At 61.4% G+C, this 20,322-nt stretch carries 20 protein-coding genes and 4 pseudogenes; 14 read left to right on the top strand and 10 right to left on the bottom strand.

Annotation, left to right across the window (positions count from 1 at the left end; genetic code table 11):
- Positions 1–3: 3 nt before the first annotated feature.
- Together rbbA and NANH_RS0123850 are read right to left on the bottom strand one after the other, a co-directional pair.
- A complete protein-coding gene (gene rbbA, locus NANH_RS0123855) occupies positions 4–2,736 on the bottom strand; it encodes a ribosome-associated ATPase/putative transporter RbbA (RefSeq protein ID WP_027264280.1) in 2,733 nt (910 codons plus the stop codon).
- Positions 2,733–3,800, bottom strand: coding sequence for an HlyD family secretion protein (locus NANH_RS0123850; protein WP_027264279.1), 1,068 nt, complete (start codon positions 3,798–3,800; stop codon positions 2,733–2,735). The genes rbbA and NANH_RS0123850 overlap by 4 nt, the downstream gene beginning before the upstream one ends.
- Positions 3,801–3,953: 153 nt before the next feature.
- Between NANH_RS0123850 and NANH_RS29885 the strand changes: the two genes are divergently transcribed.
- Complete coding sequence (locus NANH_RS29885) at positions 3,954–4,409, top strand: TetR/AcrR family transcriptional regulator (RefSeq protein WP_081710581.1); 456 nt, start codon at positions 3,954–3,956, stop codon at positions 4,407–4,409.
- A 189-nt stretch (positions 4,410–4,598) separates the two neighbouring features.
- Here the strand turns inward: NANH_RS29885 and NANH_RS27180 are convergent, their stop codons facing one another.
- Positions 4,599–4,751: a type II toxin-antitoxin system RelE/ParE family toxin gene (locus NANH_RS27180; protein ID WP_154665592.1), complete on the bottom strand. Its 153-nt coding sequence runs from the start codon at positions 4,749–4,751 to the stop codon at positions 4,599–4,601.
- A 107-nt stretch (positions 4,752–4,858) separates the two neighbouring features.
- On the opposite strand from NANH_RS27180, the gene NANH_RS0123835 reads away from it, so the two are divergent.
- Positions 4,859–6,124, top strand: coding sequence for an IS256 family transposase (locus NANH_RS0123835; RefSeq protein WP_027264277.1), 1,266 nt, complete (start codon positions 4,859–4,861; stop codon positions 6,122–6,124).
- A 172-nt stretch (positions 6,125–6,296) separates the two neighbouring features.
- On the opposite strand, the gene NANH_RS0123825 is transcribed toward NANH_RS0123835, so the two are convergent.
- On the bottom strand, positions 6,297–6,542 hold the full coding sequence (locus tag NANH_RS0123825) for a type II toxin-antitoxin system ParD family antitoxin (RefSeq protein WP_027264276.1): 246 nt from the start codon (positions 6,540–6,542) through the stop codon (positions 6,297–6,299).
- A gap of 121 nt (positions 6,543–6,663) precedes the next feature.
- On the opposite strand from NANH_RS0123825, the pseudogene NANH_RS27170 reads away from it, so the two are divergent.
- The 4 genes and pseudogenes from NANH_RS27170 to repC all read left to right on the top strand — a co-directional run bounded on the left by NANH_RS27170 (position 6,664) and on the right by repC (position 11,338).
- Positions 6,664–7,537: pseudogene (locus NANH_RS27170) on the top strand (recombinase family protein).
- Between the two features lie 341 nt (positions 7,538–7,878).
- Complete coding sequence (repA, locus tag NANH_RS0123815; protein ID WP_027264275.1) at positions 7,879–9,078, top strand: plasmid partitioning protein RepA; 1,200 nt, start codon at positions 7,879–7,881, stop codon at positions 9,076–9,078.
- Positions 9,078–10,046 carry a plasmid partitioning protein RepB gene (repB, locus tag NANH_RS0123810; protein WP_223228107.1) on the top strand — a complete coding sequence of 323 codons (969 nt, stop codon included), beginning with the start codon at positions 9,078–9,080 and terminating at the stop codon, positions 10,044–10,046. Before repA ends, repB begins: the two co-directional genes overlap by 1 nt.
- A 236-nt stretch (positions 10,047–10,282) precedes the next feature.
- Entirely contained in the window at positions 10,283–11,338 is a 1,056-nt protein-coding gene (repC, locus tag NANH_RS0123805; RefSeq protein ID WP_027264273.1) for a plasmid replication protein RepC, read from the top strand.
- A gap of 174 nt (positions 11,339–11,512) precedes the next feature.
- Here the strand turns inward: repC and NANH_RS0123800 are convergent, their stop codons facing one another.
- Together NANH_RS0123800 and NANH_RS0123795 are read right to left on the bottom strand one after the other, a co-directional pair.
- A complete protein-coding gene (locus NANH_RS0123800; RefSeq protein ID WP_027264272.1) occupies positions 11,513–12,025 on the bottom strand; it encodes an RES family NAD+ phosphorylase in 513 nt (170 codons plus the stop codon).
- Entirely contained in the window at positions 12,025–12,375 is a 351-nt protein-coding gene (locus NANH_RS0123795; RefSeq protein ID WP_027264271.1) for an MbcA/ParS/Xre antitoxin family protein, read from the bottom strand. Before NANH_RS0123795 ends, NANH_RS0123800 begins: the two co-directional genes overlap by 1 nt.
- Positions 12,376–12,807: 432 nt before the next feature.
- On the opposite strand from NANH_RS0123795, the pseudogene NANH_RS29505 reads away from it, so the two are divergent.
- The 4 genes and pseudogenes from NANH_RS29505 to NANH_RS0123780 form a co-directional block, all read left to right on the top strand.
- Positions 12,808–13,035, top strand: a pseudogene (locus NANH_RS29505) (hypothetical protein); the annotation flags it as partial.
- A 28-nt stretch (positions 13,036–13,063) separates the two neighbouring features.
- A complete protein-coding gene (locus tag NANH_RS0123790; RefSeq protein ID WP_100160910.1) occupies positions 13,064–13,822 on the top strand; it encodes a DUF6927 domain-containing protein in 759 nt (252 codons plus the stop codon).
- A gap of 124 nt (positions 13,823–13,946) precedes the next feature.
- Complete coding sequence (locus NANH_RS0123785; RefSeq protein ID WP_027264269.1) at positions 13,947–14,273, top strand: type II toxin-antitoxin system PrlF family antitoxin; 327 nt, start codon at positions 13,947–13,949, stop codon at positions 14,271–14,273.
- Positions 14,270–14,788, top strand: coding sequence for a type II toxin-antitoxin system YhaV family toxin (locus tag NANH_RS0123780; protein WP_027264268.1), 519 nt, complete (start codon positions 14,270–14,272; stop codon positions 14,786–14,788). Before NANH_RS0123785 ends, NANH_RS0123780 begins: the two co-directional genes overlap by 4 nt.
- Before the next feature lie 27 nt (positions 14,789–14,815).
- On the opposite strand, the pseudogene NANH_RS27165 reads toward NANH_RS0123780, so the two are convergent.
- Both NANH_RS27165 and NANH_RS0123770 read right to left on the bottom strand, forming a co-directional pair.
- Positions 14,816–15,238: pseudogene (locus tag NANH_RS27165) on the bottom strand (recombinase family protein); the annotation flags it as partial.
- A gap of 58 nt (positions 15,239–15,296) precedes the next feature.
- A complete protein-coding gene (locus NANH_RS0123770; RefSeq protein ID WP_027264267.1) occupies positions 15,297–16,412 on the bottom strand; it encodes a tyrosine-type recombinase/integrase in 1,116 nt (371 codons plus the stop codon).
- A 157-nt stretch (positions 16,413–16,569) separates the two neighbouring features.
- On the opposite strand from NANH_RS0123770, the gene NANH_RS0123765 reads away from it, so the two are divergent.
- From NANH_RS0123765 to NANH_RS29880, 3 genes are read left to right on the top strand one after another with little or no spacing between them, the layout of a single operon-like run.
- On the top strand, positions 16,570–17,514 hold the full coding sequence (locus NANH_RS0123765; protein WP_027264266.1) for a DUF1403 family protein: 945 nt from the start codon (positions 16,570–16,572) through the stop codon (positions 17,512–17,514).
- The gene (gene scpB, locus NANH_RS0123760; RefSeq protein ID WP_027264265.1) at positions 17,511–18,113 is read left to right on the top strand and encodes an SMC-Scp complex subunit ScpB; all 603 of its coding nucleotides are present in this window, start codon (positions 17,511–17,513) and stop codon (positions 18,111–18,113) included. The genes NANH_RS0123765 and scpB overlap by 4 nt, the downstream gene beginning before the upstream one ends.
- Positions 18,110–18,682, top strand: a complete 573-nt coding sequence (locus NANH_RS29880; RefSeq protein ID WP_223228108.1) for a DUF6035 family protein — start codon at positions 18,110–18,112, stop codon at positions 18,680–18,682. Before scpB ends, NANH_RS29880 begins: the two co-directional genes overlap by 4 nt.
- Before the next feature lie 20 nt (positions 18,683–18,702).
- Here NANH_RS29880 and NANH_RS0123755 read toward each other — a convergent pair whose 3' ends face one another.
- Positions 18,703–19,296: a plasmid pRiA4b ORF-3 family protein gene (locus tag NANH_RS0123755; RefSeq protein ID WP_027264264.1), complete on the bottom strand. Its 594-nt coding sequence runs from the start codon at positions 19,294–19,296 to the stop codon at positions 18,703–18,705.
- A pseudogene (locus tag NANH_RS27160) lies at positions 19,293–19,598 on the bottom strand (transposase domain-containing protein); the annotation flags it as partial. The gene NANH_RS0123755 and the pseudogene NANH_RS27160, both read right to left, overlap by 4 nt.
- Before the next feature lie 127 nt (positions 19,599–19,725).
- Here NANH_RS27160 and istA point away from each other — a divergent pair.
- Positions 19,726–20,322: IS21 family transposase (gene istA, locus NANH_RS0123745; RefSeq protein ID WP_027264263.1), on the top strand; the 597-nt coding region annotated here is incomplete at its 3' end.

Below are 20,322 nucleotides of genomic sequence, written 5' to 3'. Positions count from 1 at the left end.
CCCCTATTTCTCCTGCTTGCGAACGAACACCGCGCCGAGCGCCACCACCACCGGCACCAGGGCAAGCATCGGCAAGAAGGATCCCCCTAGATCGCCTAAGCCGAGCGCCTTGGCGAAGGTGCCGCGTGAAATCGTGACGAAATGGCTGGTCGGGAAGACCTCGCCAATCACCCGGCCCATGCCTTCCAGCGACGACACCGGGTCGATAATGCCGCCATATTGCGTCGCCGGGATAAGCGTCGCGAGCGCAGTGAAGAACAGCGCCGCCACCTGGCTGCGGGTGAAGGCGGAAATCAGCAGCCCGAGCCCGGTCGCCAGCACGACATAGACCAGCGCACCGGCAGACAGCGCCAGAAGGCTGCCCTTGACCGGTACGCCGAAGACCAGGACTGCCAGCGCCAGCAGCAGCAGGTAGTTGACGAAGCCGAGGGCGACATAGGGCACCTGCTTGCCCAGCAGGAACTCGAGCCGCCGGGCAGGCGTGACATAGAGGTTGACGATGGAGCCCGTCTCCTTCTCGCGCGAGACGGACAGCACGGCCAGCATGGCCGGGATCAGCATGAGCAGAAGCGGAATGACCGCGGGGACCATGGCGGCAAGGCTTTCCACATCGGGATTGTAGCGAAAGCGCACCTCCAGCGCATAGTCGCCAGCCACGGCGTCCTCTCCGTAGGCTTGGCGGAGCTGGTCCGTTAGCCAATGCACATGCATCCCCTGGACGTAGCCGCGCACCGTCTCGGCTCGCATCGGCATCGCGCCGTCGAACCAAGCGCCGATCTCGACCGGGCGGTCCCGGGCGAGGTCGGCGGCAAAGCCGGGCGGGATCTCAAGTGCAAGGCTGATTTCGCCCGCGCGCATTCGCGCGTCGAGATCGTCGTAGCCCGTCAGAGGGGGCGCTTCGTGGAAATAGCGCGATCCGGCAAGGTCGTTGACATAGGACTGGCTGAGAATAGTCTGATCGAGGTCGAGCACCGCGAATTTCAGGTTCTGAACATCCATGGAGATGCCGTAACCCAGCACGATCATGAGGATCACGCTGCCGACACTGGCCAGCGTTAGGCGGATTGGATCCCGGCGCAGCTCCAGCGCCTCGCGCCAGGAAAAGCCGAACAGTCGGGCCAGGCTGAAGCGCCCGGGCGGTCGGGTCTCTCGGCCGTTCGGCTGTGCAACAATGGTCGCGGGTGGATGGGCTGCGCCGTCATCCGCAGCCCGACGAAGATGGTGGACAAAGGCATCGTCCAGCGTTGCCGCACCGACCTCCTGCCGGATTGTTTCGGGCGCGCCCGAGACCAGCACACGGCCGGCGTGCATGAACGAGACGCGATCACAGCGCGCGGCTTCCGACATGTAGTGCGTGGACAGGAAGATCGTCACGCCGTCCTTGCGCGACAGGTCAGCCAGCGCTTGCCAGAACTGGTCGCGCGCCACCGGATCGACGCCCGAAGTTGGCTCGTCGAGGATCAGGATCTCGGGCTGATGGATCAGCGCAACCGCCAACGACAGCCGCTGCCGGACCCCTAGCGGAAGAGCTGCGGGCAGGCTGTCCAGCACGTCCTCTAGATCGAAGCGCCGCGCCAGTTCGGCGATGCGCGGGGCGATCTCGGCCGGGGCCATGTCGAACAGCCGCCCGTGCAGGTCGAGGTTCTGCCGCACCGTCAGTTCGGAATAGAGCGAGAAGCTCTGCGTCATGTAGCCGATGCGCTTGCGCGTTTCCATGTCGCGGGCATCGATCTTGCGGCCATAGAGGCGCGTGCTGCCCTCGGACAGTTCCAGAAGCCCGGTCAGGACCTTCATCGTCGTGGTCTTGCCGCAGCCGTTCGACCCGAGGAAGCCGAAGATCTCGCCCGGCTGAATGCGGAAGCTGACGTTGTCAACTGCGGTGAAGTCGCCGAAGCGGACGGTCAGATTCTCGGCCTCGATCACAGGGCCGTTCACAGCTTCGCGCTTGCGCGGCGGGATGACCAGTTCATGATGGCGGGCGCGCCGTTCCTCGGGCAGAAGCGCGATGAAGGCCGCGTCGAGATCCTCCGAGCCGGTCTGGGCCAGCAGGTCGGCGGGACTGCCGGTGGCCAACACCCGCCCTTCGTCCATCGCCACGAGGTGATCGAAGTTCGCAGCTTCCTCCATGTAGGCGCTGGCCACGATCAGGCTCATGCCGGGGCTACCAGCACGGATGCGGCCGATCAGCGCCCAGAACTCCCGCCGCGACAGCGGATCGACGCCTGTGGTCGGCTCGTCGAGGATCAGCAGGTCGGGTTCGTGGATCAGCGCGCAGCACAGGCCCAGTTTCTGCTTCATGCCGCCCGACAGCTTGGCCGCCGGGCGGTTGGCGAAGGCGTCGAGATCGGTCGCTTGAAGCAGGTCGGCGATCCGGCGGTCCCGTTCCGCCCGGCCTTCGCCGAAAAGGCGCCCGAAGAACTCCACGTTCTCGCGCACCGAAAGCGTCGGGTAGAGGTTCCGCCCCAGACCCTGTGGCATGTAGGCGATACGTGGGCAGATGCGCGCCCGGTGGCGGGCGCGCGCCATGTCGCCCTCCAAGACCTCAAGCCGCCCTTCCTGAAGCTTGCGGGCCCCAGAAATCAGCGCAAGCAGGCTGGACTTCCCCGCCCCGTCCGGGCCGATCAGCCCGACGACGCAGCCTGCCGGAAGATCAAGCGTCACCCGATCAAGTGCTGTGACCCGGCCGTAGCGAAGCGACAAGCCGTCGGCCCGCACGACGGGGGCGGTCGGCGTCATTCGAGGACGCGCCCGTCGGCCTCAGCAGGCCAGGGGGCAGCGGGGTCGAGCCGGACCCAGGTGACCCCGGGCAGGCCGGTCTTGGTGTAGTCGGCATATTTCGCCAGCAGTTCCGGCGCGATGCGGGCGCGGACGCGGAACATCAGCTTATCGCGCTCGACCTCGGTCTCGACGGTGCGGGGCGTGAACTGCGCCACGTCCGAGACGAAGTACACCTCGGCCGGCACGACGATGCCCGGGGCCGCGTCCATGATGAGCCGCACTTCGGTGCCCAGCCCGATCCGGCCGACAGCCGCGGTCGGCAGGAAGAAGGTCATGTAGACCTCGCCCAGATCGACCATGTTGACGATCCGGCCGCCCGCGCCGACCACCTCGCCCTCGCGCGCCACGATGAACTGCACGCGGCCGTCGCGCGGTGCCGTCAGGGTGCTGTCCTCGATCTGGACGTCGATCGCCTCGACGGCGGCCGTCGCTGCCGCGACCGCCGCCTCGGCGCCGATCACCGAGGCCTTGGCCGAGGTCACGCCGGCCCGCGCCGCCGCCAGGGCGGCCTCGGCCGAGGCGACAGCCGCCTGGGCCCCGAGCGCGTTCGACCGATCAAGTTCCAGGGCGCGCTCGGACGTGACGTTTCCAGCGGTCAGCGCCTCTGACCGTTCCAACTGGCGTCGGGCCACGACCTCCGCCGACTCTCGCTGAGCCAGAACCGCCTCGGCGGCCCGTACCTCGGCCGCACGCTGTTCGACCAGCAGCCTGGCATTCTCGACCGCGATCTCGGCTCTCTGGCGCTCGGCCTCGGCCTGATGACGCGCAGCCTGCAACTGCCGGACATCCAGTTCAGCCAGCGGATCGCCGGCTGCGACCAATTGTCCCTCACGCACCTGGATGCGCGCAATCCGCCCCGGGCGCGTGGCCGCCACGTCGATCTCCACCGCCTCGATTCGCCCGTTTCCACGAGCAAATCCGTCGGGGGTCGTCCCGGTGCCGTCGCCGCGCCAGAGGAAGAACCCCGCCCCAACAAGGGCCAGCCCCGCGATTAGTACAAGAACGGAATTGAAGCGTGTCATCAGTCCCTCGCCCGACCGGAAACCGGCATTCCAACGAATCTGCCAGGTCGCCTTGACCCCATGTGGAGGCGACGCTGTCTCGCCGCTCACCTATACCGACCGGATGGTACAGTCTTGATGCAGGAATAGAAAAGCGCGCGCCGGAATGCAAGTCTGCGGATCCTTGCCGCGGCGCGTGCGATTGCCGCGCGCGAGGGCGTTGCGCACACCTCCTTCGAGGCGGTCGCCCGCGAAGCGGGGCTGTCGAAGGGAGGTGTCCTCTACAATTTCCCGACGAAGCGCGGCCTCATGGCGGCGCTCTTGAAGGAGATGCTGGCCGAACACGATGCGCTCGAGGCCGGCCTGCCGCAGGATGCGCAGCACCGCACGCTGCGCCGGCATCTGGCATCGCTGAACGGCCTGGACACTGCGGATTCGGACCTGTCGATGTCGATACTGGCGGTCGCTGCGGCGCGCGCTGGACGCCGATCTTGCGCGCATCGAGGCCGAGGCGACGGACGCAAACCTTGGTCGTCTCGCGGTCGTCGGCCTCTGACGGCGGGCGCTTTGGCCGTCGTCCAACGAACTGCGGAACGGGAGAATGACCGGCATGGCATCCGACACGGTTGATGCAGCACGCATGAGTATTGCGCGGGGCGCCATTCGTCGCCCCGTGGCCGTCTGGCTGGCGATCCTGTTCTGCCTGTTCGGTGGGCTCTGGGGGCTTGCCAATGTCGGCCGGCTCGAGGACCCGCCGCTACCAGCGCCGCCGCGACAGGTTCCGCGTCAACCTGACCAAGGCGGCTGGACTGTAACTGGTCAGCCGTCGTTCAGATAGGCCATAAGGTCTTGATGGGTATGCAGGATACGGATGATCTCGACCCCCTGCCCTTCCCGCCGGTAGATCACCAGATGCGACCCGCTGGGATGGATGCGCACCGGCGGCGTGAATTCTTCCCGCTCCCGGGCCATCTCTTTTCAGCGAGCTATGCTGGGAAATGGGTGACGGTGTTTGAGAAGGCGGCGTATCGTGGCGGGTGTCGAAGCCTGCCAGAACTTCCAGAAGGAACGATACGCCTATGACGAAGAATACCGACATCATCGCCCTGCGTCAGCCGGAATCTGTTGACGATCCGCTGACCGAGATTGCCCGGGATGGGGCGCGCCGGATGCTGGCCGCTGCACTTCGGGCAGAGGCTGACGCCTTCGTCGCTCAGCATGCCGAAGAGGTCCTGCCGGATGGCCGGCAGCGTATCGTCCGGCATGGGTATGGGCCGGAGCGAAGCATCCAGACCGGGATCGGCGCGCTTGATGTGCGCCGCCCGAAGGTGCGAGACCGCGCGGCCGGACCTGCTGACGAGAAGGTGCGGTTCAGCTCCGCCATCCTGCCGAAATGGGCGCGGCGGTCGCGCAGCCTCGATGCCCTGCTGCCAGTCCTCTACCTGCGCGGCATTTCCACCGGCGACTTCCGGGAGGCGCTCTCTGCGATCTTGGGGGCGGAGGCGCCAAACCTGTCGCCGGGCGTAATCTCGCGCCTGACCGGGGAATGGCAGCAGGAACATGACCGCTGGCAGCGCCGTGATCTTTCGGCGCGGCGGTATGTCTACATCTGGGCGGACGGCGTCTACCTCCAGGCCCGGATGGAGCCGCAGGCCGAGTGCATGCTGGTCATTCTGGGCGCCACGCCCGAAGGGAAGAAGGAACTGGTCGGCTTCCAGATCGGCGTTCGGGAAAGCGCGCAGAGTTGGCGCGAGTTGCCGGTCGACATCAAGGCCCGCGGCCTTGCCGTCCCGCCGGAGATCGCCGTGGGAGACGGGGCCATGGGGTTCTGGAAGGCGCTCGACGAGGTCTTCCCCGGCACGCGTCATCAGCGCTGTTGGGTCCACAAGATCGCCAACGTGCTGAACAAGTTCCCGAAATCGATGCAGCCGACGGTGAAGGCCGACCTGCGCGAGATATGGCAGGCCGAGACCCGCGCTAAGGCCAAGGCCGCCATGGACATCTTCGCCGAGAAATATGGGATCAAATACGAGAAGGCGGTAAACTGCCTGACAAAAGACCGCGACGCGCTGCTGGCGTTCTATGACTTCCCGGCCGACCATTGGGATCACCTGCGCACGGGCAACCCAATCGAAAGCGTCTTCGCCACCGTCCGGCACAGGACCGTCCGAACCAAGGGGGCGCTGTCGCAAACGACAGCGAAGCTGATGGTGTTCAAGCTCGTTCAGACCGCCGCCAAAACATGGCGCCGCCTGAAGGGCGCGAACCAGTTGCCTTTGGTCATCGAAGGCGTCACATTCACCGACGGTGTCGCCGAGAACGACACCGAAAACCGCGCCGCGTGATCAAGCCGCATCACCCAGATTTCAGCATAGCTCTGGATAAGCTGCAAGCAAGTCAAAGAGCGCGAACAGGCCATCTGCGTAGCGCTCGGCTTGACTCATGTCCCATTCCGCCGCGCCCTGGATCCAAATGTCCGCAAGATCGGCTTCCGCTGCAGGACGGATGGTCCATCTGCTATTTTCCGGCATGCTTCGCGTGCATCCGGGCCTTGAACGCGTTGCAGTCAAACGACTTTGCCGGGCCGCTGGCGATTCCGGCATCAACCGCTGCCTGGATTTCAGCGATTGCATCGTGCCGCATCCTGTCGCGCCGGATCAGGTCACGGACATAATCGCTCGAGTTGGCGTAGCGTCCCGACTTCGCCTGATCCTCGACCCAGGACTTCATCGGATCCGGCAGCGAGATGTTCATGGTGCCCATGGCTGTCTCCTTCGCGGCGAGGATATGGCAAGCTTTGCCATCAAGCAACCGTCTCCCCCTGCCCTGCTCGGCCAATCCGTCGTTTATTAGTGTTATCTAAAATTGCAAATGGCCCGTTTTCATGCCCCTGATAGGCTATGCGCGCGTATCCACAGAGGATCAGACCCCCCTGCCCCAGTCCGAGGCGCTGCAATCGGCGGGATGCGCCGAGATCTTTGAAGAGCACGCCTCAGGCGGCAATCGTGCGCGTCCGGTGCTTGCACGTGTGCTGGAGCGGATCGGCAAGGGCGACACGCTGGTCGTCGTCCGGATCGACCGCCTCGCGCGGTCTTTGTCGCACCTTCTCGAGGTGATTGAGCGTCTGGAGGCCAAGGGCGCCTTCTTCCGCTCCCTGCAGGACCCCATCGACACTGCATCGCCGCAAGGCAAGTTTAGGCTGCAGGTTCTGGACGCCGCGGCCGAGTTCGAACGCGCCCTAATCCGTGAGCGCACGAAGGCCGGGCTTGTCTCTGCGCGCGCCAAAGACCCCGCTGCGCTGCGCAAGGTGCGGCTGGCGCGACAGGACGGCTATATGGAGCGCTTGGACGAGACCGCGCAGGATTGGGTGCCCCACGTGCGCCGCTTGCGCCCCGATATTGCTTGGGAAGACGTGCTGCGGATTATCAATGGCCCCCCTGCCCCCAGATCGCCATTGGACCCAAAGCCGCCTGCTCCGCGCTGTGAAGGCCTATGTCAGAGACGGTTTCCTGCCTGCCGAGGTGCTTCGGCGCGCCGGACGCCGCGAAACCGATGACCGCCTGCCGGCCATCGTGGCGGCCATCAAAGGGTCGGACCCAGATATCACGCTACAAGCGATCTGCGACCGGTTGGAATCCATGCGTGAGCGCACCCCTCGAGGCCGCACCAGCTGGCAACCGTCCTCCGTCAGGATGCTGTTGGAACGGGCGGAGCGGCTTGGCCTAATTTCATCAGAATCGGCTCACCCCCAACCGTAACTAGCAGAGACCCAAACAGCTGAATCTATCGCTCCAGACACCGTCAGAAGGTCAATTGTGCCATTGGTTGCATGGGTTTAGCCAATACCGTCCAAAAAATGCTCATGAGTGGCCTGAAGCACGGTCTTGTGGATTTATTACCATAAAATCAAAAACTTGCGGGTATCTTTATGTGACTTACGTATTGGTGCTGTGGATAACTTTCACACTACATCTAGATTCTTCTTGCCGGACTCACTTGATCGTGGCATTCCCGTTCTGACGGCAAAACGCGTCAGACGCGCTGTACACCGTCAGAATGACCAAGAGCCTCAACAGAGGCCGAGAGTGGGCGGCAGGACATGGATGATCGTAACGTTGGATACGCGCAAGGCATAGGCTCTTCCGACATCGGAGCATTTGCCGACAATCTGGCTGAATCTTTGGATCGCCAGATGAAGATCGCTTTCGAGCCCGAAGAACGAAAGTCCCTGCGCCGTTTCAGTTCAACCGAGGTCGCCAGCCTCCTGCGCGTAAGCACATCTAACCTGCGCAACCGGCACAAGGACGGCAGCTTCCCGGAAGTGCATACAGACAACCGCGGACACCGGTTCTACACAGCCCAAGAGATTGATGAGTTGCGTGATATTCTAGGGCGCACTGGAAAGAACGTAGAAAGTTACCGCCCTGGTCGACGAGAGGGCGATCGTCTCCAGGTAATATCGGTCGTCAATTTCAAAGGCGGATCGTCAAAAACGACAGCAACGATACATCTTGCACAACGGTATGCCTTGCGAGGCTACCGAGTGTTGGTCTTGGATCTCGATCCGCAGGCAAGTTTGACCACCTTTTTCGGCTTTCGGCCTGAGCTCGAGTTCGCCGAAGGCGGCACAATCTATGATGCCCTGAGATATGAGGAGCAAGTTCCGCTCTCAGCCGTCATCCAAAAAACCTACTTCCATAAGCTCGATATGGTCCCAGCGGGCTTGATGCTCTCGGAATACGAAACTGAGACGGCAAATGCCCTCGCCCGCCGGGTGCAGCCCATATTTGCGGAGCGTCTCGCCTTAGCGCTTGAGGAAGTAGAGGCGAATTACGACATCGTTCTGATCGACTGCCCACCTCAACTTGGTTTCTTGACCCTTACGGCGTTGGCAGCCTCAACGGGACTTTTGGTAACCGTGGTACCTGGCATGCTCGACATCGCTTCCATGAGCCAGTTTCTGAAACTTGCTTCGGAAACGGTCAAGGCCGTGGAAGAAGCCATTGGCCGGCGCGTGACCTGGGACTTCGTAAAGTTCTTGATCACGAGATACGAACCGTCGGACGGGCCTCAGACGCAGATGGCGGGCTACCTAAGATCGATCTTGGCCGGACAGGTCATGACTGAACCAATGCTGAAATCTACGGCGATCTCAGACGCTGGTATGACCCAGCAAACCGTCTACGAAGTTGATCCGAGCCAATTCATCAGAAAAACGATTGATCGCGCTCTGACCAGCGTGAACGGCGTTGGAGATGAGTTGGAACAGACAATCCAAATGGCATGGGGGCGCCGCTGATGGCCCGAAACATCTTCAATCAGCCACCAAAGGACGAGAAGGAGAGCGCGGCCCCCTCCCCTACCGCGCCAAAAGCGGCAAAATTGCCAGGATCTGTTGGCGGATTGCGCGACTCTTTGCGCGAGATCACCGCGAATTCCATTCGGGACATCGAGCCCGATCAGATTGAGATGGATGGTCTGCGCGATCGGTTAGTGCTGGAGGATTCCAGTATTGATGAGTTGGCCGAAAGCATTCGCAAGCATGGGCAACAAGTGCCAATTATGGTCCGTCCATCGGCCCAACCGGACAGATACCGTATCATCTACGGCCGACGCAGGCTTGCAGCGATCCGCATGATCGGTGGAACGGTCAAGGCGATCGTCCGAACTTTGGATGACGACGCATCTCTGATCGCACAGGGCCAAGAGAACAATCTCCGACTAGACCCGTCTTTCATTGAGAAATCTCTTTTTATCAAAGAGATGCAGGAATCAGGCTACAAGCCAAACGTCATCCAGGATGCTCTCGGTTTGACACGGCAGGGCGTGTCCAACCATCGCGTCGTCATAGAGCAACTGCCAGAAGGGCTTGTACAGTTGATAGGGCCGGCACATGGCATCGGACGACGGCAATGGGGTGATCTGGCTGCTTTCTCGAAAAAGATAGATCTGGTGAACACGGCCAAAAAAGTGATTGCCGCCCTGCCCGACGACACTCCAAGCGCGGAAAAGTTTCAGGCAGTCTACTCGGCTTGCTCGAACAAGGCACGTAGCGACAAGAAGCAAGCCAACGGCAGCCTAAAGTCCGTCGTCAAAGATGCGGACGGTAGCTCTGTGGGAACGCTGACGGTCGATCAGAAAACGATCGCCATCAAGATCGCCAAGAAGGACAACCCAGAATTCGGCCAATGGCTCGAAGAGCGCGCAGAGGCAGCGCTTTTGCAGATCTTCGAACAGTGGCGGAATGAGAGCGGCTCTGGGTCCTAACCCAAGCCACACAGAGTAACGCGAGCAGAGGAGAAAAGCGAAGACCAGAAGAAAAGAGCCCCCCAAAGTTTCCCCTGGAGAGCCCTCATCATTCGATTAGCACTCATGATGTAGCAACCTCCAACAAACCGGTCAAGAGTCACCGATTCGGTGGACGGTTTTTTTTGCCTTTTCCTGAGCAAAATCTCGGGAAAAGACTGGGAAGCTGTGGGCCGAACGGTCGTCGTGAACAAACCATGGCATTTACAAAACTATCGATCAAAACCGCTGGTGCTGTTGCATCAAGCGGCTCAATTTCTGCGGCTGAAACCGACATTTGGACCATCTTCAGGGCACTGAGAGATGCACGGAGCGTATTCGGTCTGCGTCCTGGCCATATCCAAACACTTCAAGCCATGCTCAGTTTCTTGAAGCCCGGCCACGGCGAAACGGTTTTCGCGTCCAACGACTCGATTTGCCAGCGCGTCGGCGGTATCGACGAACGGACACTCCGCAGACACATCAACCGCTTCGTCGAACTCGGTTTCATCAAACGCAATGATAGCTCGAACCGGAAGCGATACCGCGTTCGCTCGTCCAGCGGGGAATGCATCAGCTATGGACTGTCTCTAACCCCCCTCATCCAACGTGCAAGCGAGCTTATCGCCATCGCACATGAGATGGAAAATAACCGGCGGGATCGGATATTTATCCGCAAACAGATCCTTACAAAGCTCGCCAATTTGGAAAAGCATGATCCCTGCAACACATTCATCACCCACGCACGGAGAGCTCTACGCAGGAAGCTGAGCCTGCCCGAATACCACGCGCTGCTCGCTGACACGGACAAAGAATGCCGGAATTTGAGTACACCAGATGACCCACCAGAAACTGTGGAATTGCCCGCCAATGACGGACAAACTGTCCGGCACCAATCTAAGTCTGAAGAAGAAAAAAAAGATTTAGATAGCAACATAGGCAATGAAGCTCTGAAACCAGACTTGCTAACCTCAGTTTGCGATCAAGCGACGTCGTTCTCCACAGAGAGACTTAGAAACTGGTTGGACATTGAAAACCATGCTCGAACACTTGCACCCATGATGGGGGTTCACCCAGATACATTCGAAAAAGCCAAGAATGCAGTAGGAGCTCAGAAAGCGTCATGCGCCATCTTCATCATGCTACAACTTGGAAGACGCATCAGGGACTTTGGAGCGTATTTTCACAGTATTACCTTGGGCCAACGTCAAGACCAGTTTGATCCAGTGGCTTTGATCAATCGTCTATCCAAAACTGCTATGCAACCCGCCTAGTGTCCACCGCGGTGGACGTCTGACTGGCAACTAGTCCAATTACGCGTGGTCTCTCCACATGCATCAAAGCCACCGAGCCAAATTCCAATAGGGCGATACTGCGCGGTCATTCCATGTTCCTCCGTCCGGTCGATGTCCACCGCGGTGGACAGATCCGGCACCAAGTCTCACACCTCACATTCGTGACAGCCGTTCTTCGTCATCCACGACGTCAAGTGAACCGCCCTTGCCATCCCAAGCCCACAGGACGATGTCGAAGTCCGATGACGACGCACCCTTCGCAAAACTCTTGATCAGGAACCCCGCAAACCCATCCGCTATAAGGGCGCTTGCTAAATCCTGTGTCGGCACAGGTTGACCGTCGAGCATCTTCATGCGCCATGCAGGGTCGGCAAGTATTGACGCTGTCACACCATACCGTTCGAGCCTGTCCTGATCGCGGGTATCGAAAATTGGCCCCAGGTCGGCATTGTACGACACCAGGATCGTGGGTTGCAGGCTGCCTACCTGGTTGGCTTCTCTAAGAGCGGTCGCGGGATCCAGCGAGGTGTAGAGGGCAGGGGTGCCCTTGGCATTAAAGCGCCCTCCATAGAGTTCGGCGCCCCGTCCGGACAAAGGTTCACGCGCATAGACGGCGTTCAGGGCGCGGTAGAGCGGCCCTGAGTAGCGTCCATCTTTCAGCGGCATCAGGCAAAGACGCCCGCATCGACCGCATCGATGTATTCCAGAACTTGCTGAGCTTTGCCTTCCTGCACCAGCTGCATGGCTGTCCGGCCATCAAAGCCGGGCAGGGGCTCTGACCGGTACCATGCATAGGCCATCAGTTCCGAGCCGAAGCGGGGTTCGACTTTGTTCAGCACCTCTACCAATTCGCGCAGGCGGCGCTGCGTCTTGTCCGAACCAATGCGGGCTCGCCTCTGCAACGCGTCTTTGCCCAAGCCGACGGTCAATGCGATCTCTTCTGCTGATGTGCGTAGCACAGCGGCGATCTTGCGCGGTTCGAATTGCCCAGCTTCAGCAAAGTTCGTGATATGCATGATCTATGCTCCTACAGTGATACTGACGGTATATAGCGACAATATTGCTGAATTTCAAGTTGATAGGAGATACTGCGCCTTCGTTTCCCGTGCTAATCCGTAACGCTGCATTGCTCTGAACGAAGCAAATCCTGATTTTTGGGCTTGAGAAGTCGCCGTTAGAGCGCTTTTGCCGATCGAGAACGTCAGATAAGTTATTGATAATATGAGAAAGGCTGCAGCAGTCGGACCGGAGTTGCCGATCTTGGATCGGAACCGCCACTTACTGCATCCAGTCACGGGGGTCCGCGGTGGTGTCGGACCCTCGGCAGTTACCCCGGACCAGTTGGCTAGTGAAAAGGGAAAGTGGACTTCGGGTTTTTGTGACCGACGGATGAGGGCCTTTGGGGTGCCTCTGACGAGTTCGGGCCGGGTTCCGGTCTGCCGTTACGGATGAAGGGCATTCCCATGCAATCAGGTGTCTTGCGCGTGTTACGCGCGACCGCTGCCTCTTGGTGGCGGCATATAGAGCTGCGCCGAGCCGGTCAGACAGGGCTGGCACGGCAGCTCGAGCGGAAGGCCGTTCTCCGCGATCTCGCCTATCTCAGGCAGGCGGCGACGCTGCCGAATGCCCATGTCATCTTCGGAGAAGGCGGAACGTTCCTTCAACTCGGTTGGACCTTCCCACACTCAACCGAAAGACATCCCCATGGCTATTCTCAAGTTCTCCACCTCCGCTGTCGCGGCGCAGATCGCCCACGCGCGTGCCTGCAAGACCTTCCTGCCCAACTGGAACGGACCCGTTGACCGGCCCGCCCTGATCCTCATCGTCGGCAATGGCGTGCATCTGCGCTCGAACGGCATTGATGGCACGACCACCCGGCTCTGCAACTTCGAGAGCGACAGGCGCAGAACCGAACTGGTCAAGGCTTGCAAGGTTGGCTCCACCTGGTATGCGGCGGCAAAGGTCACAAGTCTTGACGGCACCCCTGTCGAGGATGCGACCTATGTGACCGATGCGAATGGCTCGATCACTTTCGGGGCTGTCTTCCTCACCCGATACGATGACGGCTGCTGGGGCTACAAGGATATGGAGGAAAGCGCGGGCCCGAACGCGTCGCGCGCGCCCCTTGCGCTGATCGAACTTCTCTCCGATCTGAAAGACCCGGACAGCTACGCCCGGGACTGGCGCCAGCGCTGCCGGGATTGGGCCGCGATCCCTGACTACGCCGAAGGCGACAAGATCAAGCTCGCAAAACCGGTGACGCTCACCGACGGCAGCACCTGCCAGATCGTCACCGCGACCCACTACAAGCGGGGGCGGCAAAAACGCCGCTGCTACCGGATCGAGGAAACCGGTGGGCTCGTACGCCTCTCGAAGGCCACGCTTGCGGGTTCGGAGCTGCTCAGCTCCGCGAAAGGTGCTGCCAGCCCGGTGCTGGCGGAGTATCTCGCGGGGCGAGAATAGGTGCTGCGCCGGACGGTTCATCGACCTGCGGGCGACAGCAGATCCTGCGGCTTGTCTTGACAAGACAATGCAAGTGCATTACCTATTGCGGTCAGCAAAGCCCCTTTTCTTTCAGGAGACTGCCATGACAGCGCTCGCACAAGACGTCTCGAAACTCACGGACCGGTATCAGACGACCGTGCCGGCGGGTGTGCGCAAGCAGCTCAAGCTGGGCAAGGGCGACCAGATTCGCTACTGCACCGAGCCGAGTGGCAGGGTCTATATCGAGCCCGTGCGCGCCGAAGAGGATGATCCCGCGCTCGGCGCGTTTCTCGATTTTGTCGAGGCCGATATCAAGGCGCATCCGGACCGCATTCGGGCGTTCGATGGGGCTTTGCATGATCGTCTTGCAGCACTGGTCGGAGACGTTGACGTCGATCTCGATGCGCCCCTATCGCTCGAGGATGAATAAGCGGCGATAGCGTGCCCGCCCAAGCGCCCCTTGTCGTAAACGGATGGTCGATTTATGCGCATCCGCTCTTTCTGGACCAGCTCGAAGGGCTGATCGAGGAAGTCGAGGCGCGTAAGGCACGCGATCCAAAGACCTGGCGCAAGAAAAACCCGACGAAACGGCTGGCCGCCATCTTCAAGCTGGTCACCGAGGCCATACCGGCAGATCCGAGTGCCGCAGCCTACCGGCAAGGCAGCACGCTCGGGGATCACCGCAAGCACTGGTTCCGGGCGAAATTCTTCCAGCAGTATCGGTTGTTCTACCGGTTCAACAGCGATGCGAAGGTCATCGTGGTGGCCTGGGTGAACGACGATAAGACCCTGCGCGCCTACGGCAGCAAGACGGATGCCTATGCGACGTTCAAAGGGATGCTGGAAGATGGAAATCCACCTGACGATTTCGACGCGCTCTTGAAAGAAGCGGCGACGGCGGACAAGCGGTTCGAGACGTCTCTTGAAGCGGCGCCCGATCGGTAACCCCTACATCTCCATGCAGATCGATGTCGGCTTGCCACCAACGCGCCCTTTGGCGCGCGCAGAGGCAAGACCCGCCTTGGTACGCTCGCGGATTAGCGCGCGTTCGAACTCGGCCGCGGCACCGAGGACCTGTAGTGTGAACTTGCCTTGCGGCGATGCAGTGTCGATCGGGTCCTGCAGGGACCGGAAGTAGGCACCTTTGGCCTCCAGCCGCTCGATCACCTCCAGCAGGTGCGACAAAGACCGCGCGAGGCGGTCGATCCGGACGACGACCAGCGTGTCGCCCTTGCCGATCCGCTCCAGCACACGTGCAAGCACCGGACGCGCACGATTGCCGCCTGAGGCGTGCTCTTCAAAGATCTCGGCGCATCCCGCCGATTGCAGCGCCTCGGACTGGGGCAGGGGGGTCTGATCCTCTGTGGATACGCGCGCATAGCCTATCAGGGGCATGAAAACGGGCCATTTGCAATTTTAGATAACACTAATAAACGACCGAATGACCGCGCGATCAGAGACCGGCTGCCTTGGTCAGGTTCACCCGGAACCGGTCGCGGCGGCGCTGATAGCGGCGGGTCATCTCGGCCGAGGCGTGTCCGAGCTGCTTCTGGACATAGCGCTCGTCGACCTCGGCCGAACTGGCGAGACCGGCGCGCAGAGAGTGGCCAGAGAAGAGGGCGAGGCGATCCTTTTCGGGCAGCTCTGATCGGATGCCGGCGTCGAGGACCGTGCGCTTGATCAGTCGAGCCACATGTTTGTTGTTGAGCCGCGTTTCGGATGCCCGTGTGCCATCACGCGAGGTTCCGACGAAGACCGGGCCGAAGTCGATCTTCGCGAAGTGCAGCCATTGCTCAAGGGCACGAACAGGGCAGGTCTGATCCTTGGAGCCGCGGCCGATCTCGACTTCGCGCCAACCGGTTTTGGCGTTGAGGGTCAGGAGGGCGCCTTTCTCCAGGATTTCGATCCAGCCGCCGGAATCCGGTGTATCGTCTTTGTGCACGTCCAGGCTGACAATTTCGGATCGGCGGAGGCCTCCGGCGTATCCAAGCAGAAGGATTGCCCGATCGCGTAGCCCGCGCAGGTCATAGGGCAGGGTGGCCACCATCGCGAGGATGTCCTCGGCCAGGATCGCTTCCTTCTGGACTGGCGGCCGCGCGTGCTTGCGCTTGATGCCCGCCAGAACTGTCGCGATGTGCCGGTTCCTGCGATCGAGAATGAACCCGCGCTGCGCGTAGTTCCAGGTGAGACCGGACAGGCGGCGGTCGATCGTGCTGACCGACAGGGGTCGGGACGCCGACTGCGAAGGGGAGGAGCCTGACCCGGAGGCCAGATCGGCGAGGTAAAGCCCGATCATCTCAGGAGAGGGGGGCAATGGCTCCGCGCCCTTCATTCGGCACCATCGCGCGAAATGCGCCCAGTCTTTCGCATAGGCCCTCAGCGTGTTCTCTGAAGCCGCGGCGCGGGCGTAATCTCGGGCGGTGTCCACCAGTCGATCGAGCGTGCCGGAACCCGCGACATGGGAGGGCAGGGCGATGTCATCGTTTTCCTCTTGATCGCTAGCGTCGACGCGATCGTCATCAGGCTCACCAGAGGGCGTTGGCGTCGATTTCTCGGTCTCTGAGGGCATATTTTCACTGAATCCGGCAATGAAATTGAACTGCTTCCCAGCATATCTTTTCACATCCGATAATGCAAACTTATTGGACATAAAGCCGAACGGCAATGTGGGGCGGTTTTCACATCACATTGTGGACAAAAGCGCCGCCATGGGATAGTCTTGTGGTATGACATACCAGCCGACAGCCATATCGGACGACCTGAGTACACTACCGCAGCTGCCGGGCTGGGTCACCTCCGGGCGTGTGGAAACCCTTGAAACTGTGGCCTTTCGGTCGGGCGCGGCGCTGGTGGTGCTCGACCAGCTGATCAACGATCCCAGGCATGGCGTGCCCGTGAAACTGTTCGCCAACCGGCTGGCGCTGAGCGCGGCGACAGCGACCTCGAAACTGGAAGGCCGCCTCGCGCGGGAGGCGGATATCCGCGACGCCTATCATCTGACGCCGCCAGGCGAAGCGCGGGGGCCAGATGGTGATCTGCTGGCGTTTTGGAGAGATGCCGTGCGCCTGCGGGCGGACGAAACTGGCAAGATCGCTGATCTGGCTGGCGCGGAGTACGCGGGCGTCCGGCTTGATGGGGGATTGGAGCGCGCCCGGATGCATGGGCCGTTGGATGGCGGCGTGGCGGTCCTACGCGACGTGCTCGACGCCGACGACCGAGCGGAGCGGGTCGCCTGCCTGCTTTCTGATGCCGTCCTGGCACGGGCTCTGAACTGGAAGACCGTGCTGCCCGTGACTGCGCAGCGTTTGACAAAGGCGGTTCTGCGCGATCTGGCCGCAGACGGGCAGGGGGCCGAGCTGGCAGTGCAGGTCCGGATTCTGGAGAGCATCGAAGAGATCGTCCGAATGGCGCGAGAGCTTACTCGTCGAGCAGGCGCGCTTGGCGCCGTGGCGCCGAAGCTGCGGGCGAAAGGATCGGAGGCAGCGGTCGAGCTGTTCCTGACCGAGGACTCCGTGGCGCCGTCGTCGATGTTGTCACCGCGGATTCGCGGTACCTCGATCCCGATGACGGACCGCGCTGCCCGGCGGTTCTGCGACCGGCTGGTCGAGTTGGGAGTCGCGCGCGAGCTGACCGGGCGGTCGACGTTCCGGCTGTATGGGATCGCGCCATGACGGTCGCGACACGGAACCGCAAGGCGCAAGGGGAGGGCAGCGCCGGGTTCGACCGGGAACTTGAAGAACTTCCGCAGGAGCTGCGCTGGCGCGAATGGATGGGGCGGATCGAGGCGGTATTGTTCGCCAGTGCCTCGCCGGTCGGTCGCGACGACCTGGCCCGCGTGGTGGGGCAGGGGGCGTCGGTCGAGATGCTGATCGAGGACATCCAAGCCGAACTGACCGGCCGCCCGTATGAGCTGGCCCAGGTAGCGGGTGGATGGATGTTCCGGACCAAGACGCAGTTCGCGGACGCGATCAAGGCCGCCGCCGATCATGGCGAGCAGACCTTGGCCTTCACCGAGATGGAGATGGGGGTGCTTTGTGCAATCGCCTATCACCAGCCGATCGACCGGGCCGGTCTGGCGGACATCTTCGGCAAGGAGGTCAGCCGCGATCTTCTGGCCCGGCTGCGCTACAATGACCTGATCGCCAGCGGGCCGCGGTCGCCGCGGCCGGGCGCACCGCATACGTTCGTGACGACGGAGACGTTTCTGGTGACGTTCGATCTGCAGAGCCTGCGGGACTTGCCAGAGTTAGAACTGGGTGGCCCAAAGTGAAGGCGAGCGCACTCACGATCGAAGCAATCATTGTTCCGCCATCAACGCATCCGGTTCACACAGAGACTTACCTGAATGCTCTCTCTGACACAGAATGGTCCGAGCTACGTGCAAAAGCGACGCGCTCCCGTCGAACAGGACAGCCTGCCCTTCTTTGTGGCGATTGCGGTCATTCAGTCTACGGACGAGAGTCGAGCAACGGGCGCCGGCACTGCTTTCACTTTGGAACCGAGACAAAGGACTGCCGGTGGGCCTCGGCCAATGCATCCAGCTTTCGCTCCATAGATGCGAACAAGTTTCAAGGACAGCAGGAAGGTGCGCGTCACAAGCAGCTAAAGGCCATGATCTGCGAGATACTGGAATTGGACCCTTATGTAGCAGCGGCTGGCATCGCTCCTGAGCGCTATACAAAGGGTCACGAGGGGCAGTACGCATTCCCGGACGTCTATGCGTCCAATTGCTATGGCGGACCGGTGGCGTTCGAAATTCAGCTGTCCACCACTCAACTCCCGACCATTACTCGCAGAGAAGATTTCTACGCACAGAACGATAGTAACCATCCGGCGTAGGCCGCGGTCGCTGGCGTCACTCAGATCGTAGTTTTGGGTTTGCGAGGCCGCGGGGCCCATTTCTTCGCCAGCCGCTCGAAGCGTTCGATGATGGTGCCGGCCCCGGCATCCTCGGCGTCGAAGTCCCCGCCCGACCAGTGGACCATGTCCTCGTGCTGCTCGTGATCGGGATCGGCGAGGGCTTCGAGGAACTCTTCGTAGCCCCAGGCGCCGCCGACGTCCTCCGGTGGACAGGCCCCCGCGGCCTTCAGAAGCCGCGGATAGGTCACGCCCTGAGTGGCCTCGCCCACCCGCTCGATCCGGATGCTGTGGTCCCAGTCATCACCGAAGTCGTAGACATACTGGATCGTCCTGGTGGCGGTCTGGTCGAGCAGCTTTTCCAAAGTCATTTTCTTCGCGTCCATGGGGCCGTCGTAGAACCCGTCCGGGTCGGGCATGCCCCAACCGGCATCCCCCACCCGGAACTCGTAGAGATGGGTGTCGGTCCAGCCCATGGCCGCTTGGATGACCTCATGCAGCCGGTCGAGCCTGATCTTCAGCGGCACCTCGATGTGGCGCATCGGCATTGGCTCGACGTCGTTCAAGATGATCCGGAGGCGGGCGATCAGGGTCATGCGGCGATCCTTTGCCGTGTCGGGGACCAATTCCAAGGCAGGAGATCCGGCACCCGGGAGGCTGTCGTGCCAGGCAGCCGGGCGAGGACGTCGCCGAGCCAGGCCTGAGGGTCGACATCGTTCATCTTCGCAGTGACGATCAGCGAATACATGAAGGCGGCGCGGTCACCGCCGCGCTCGGAGCCGGCGAAGAGCCATGACTTCCGGCCAAGGGCCACACCGCGGAGTGCTCTCTCGGCCGCGTTGTTCGTCAAGCAGACCCGCCCATCCTCGAGGAAGCGCGTGAAGGCCTCCCATCGGTCTTTCTTGAACATGTTGTTGATTGTCACTGAGAACTGACCCGGCAACTGCAGAAATTGTCATTGAGAATTGACCCATGTGCAACCTTGCCCCTGCTTGATTCAGCTGGGGGCTATTGGAGTGGTAGACATGGGATTTTTGAGGGTCATTCGGAAATGGGCGCTGCGAGACAAGATGCCCATTCGCGAGATTGCGCGGCGAACAGGCGTGTCTCGCAACACGATCAAGAAATATCTGCGGGCCGGGATTGTCGAACCCGAATTCCAGAGACCGGACCGGCCGAGCAAGCTGGATCCGTATGCTGAGAAGCTGACAGCTTGGTTGCTGTCTGAGCAGCGCAAAACACGCAAGGAGCGGCGGACTGCCAAGCAGATGCATGCCGATCTGGTGCAGCTTGGCTTTGATGGCTCATATGAGCGGGTCGCGGCCTTTGTGCGGGACTGGAAGGGTGAACGGCAACGCGCGTATCACACGACTGACCGCGGGGTCTTCGTTCCGCTGGTGTTCCAGCCTGGCGAGGCGTTTCAATTCGATTGGAGCGAGGACTGGGCCTATGTTGGCGGCGAGCGGATCAAGCTTCAGGTCGCCCATATCAAGCTGTCGCACAGCCGCGCCTTCTTGGTGCGGGCCTATCTGCTGCAAACGCATGAGATGCTGTTCGATGCCCACTGGCATGGCTTCCGGGTGTTTGAGGGCGTTCCGGGGCGCGGCATCTACGACAACATG

Source organism: Sedimentitalea nanhaiensis DSM 24252 (assembly GCF_000473225.1).
GTDB classification, from domain to species: Bacteria; Pseudomonadota; Alphaproteobacteria; order Rhodobacterales; family Rhodobacteraceae; genus Sedimentitalea; species Sedimentitalea nanhaiensis.
The sequence above is the reverse complement of the archived record's forward strand: the minus strand, read 5'-3'. Positions and strand labels throughout refer to the sequence as shown.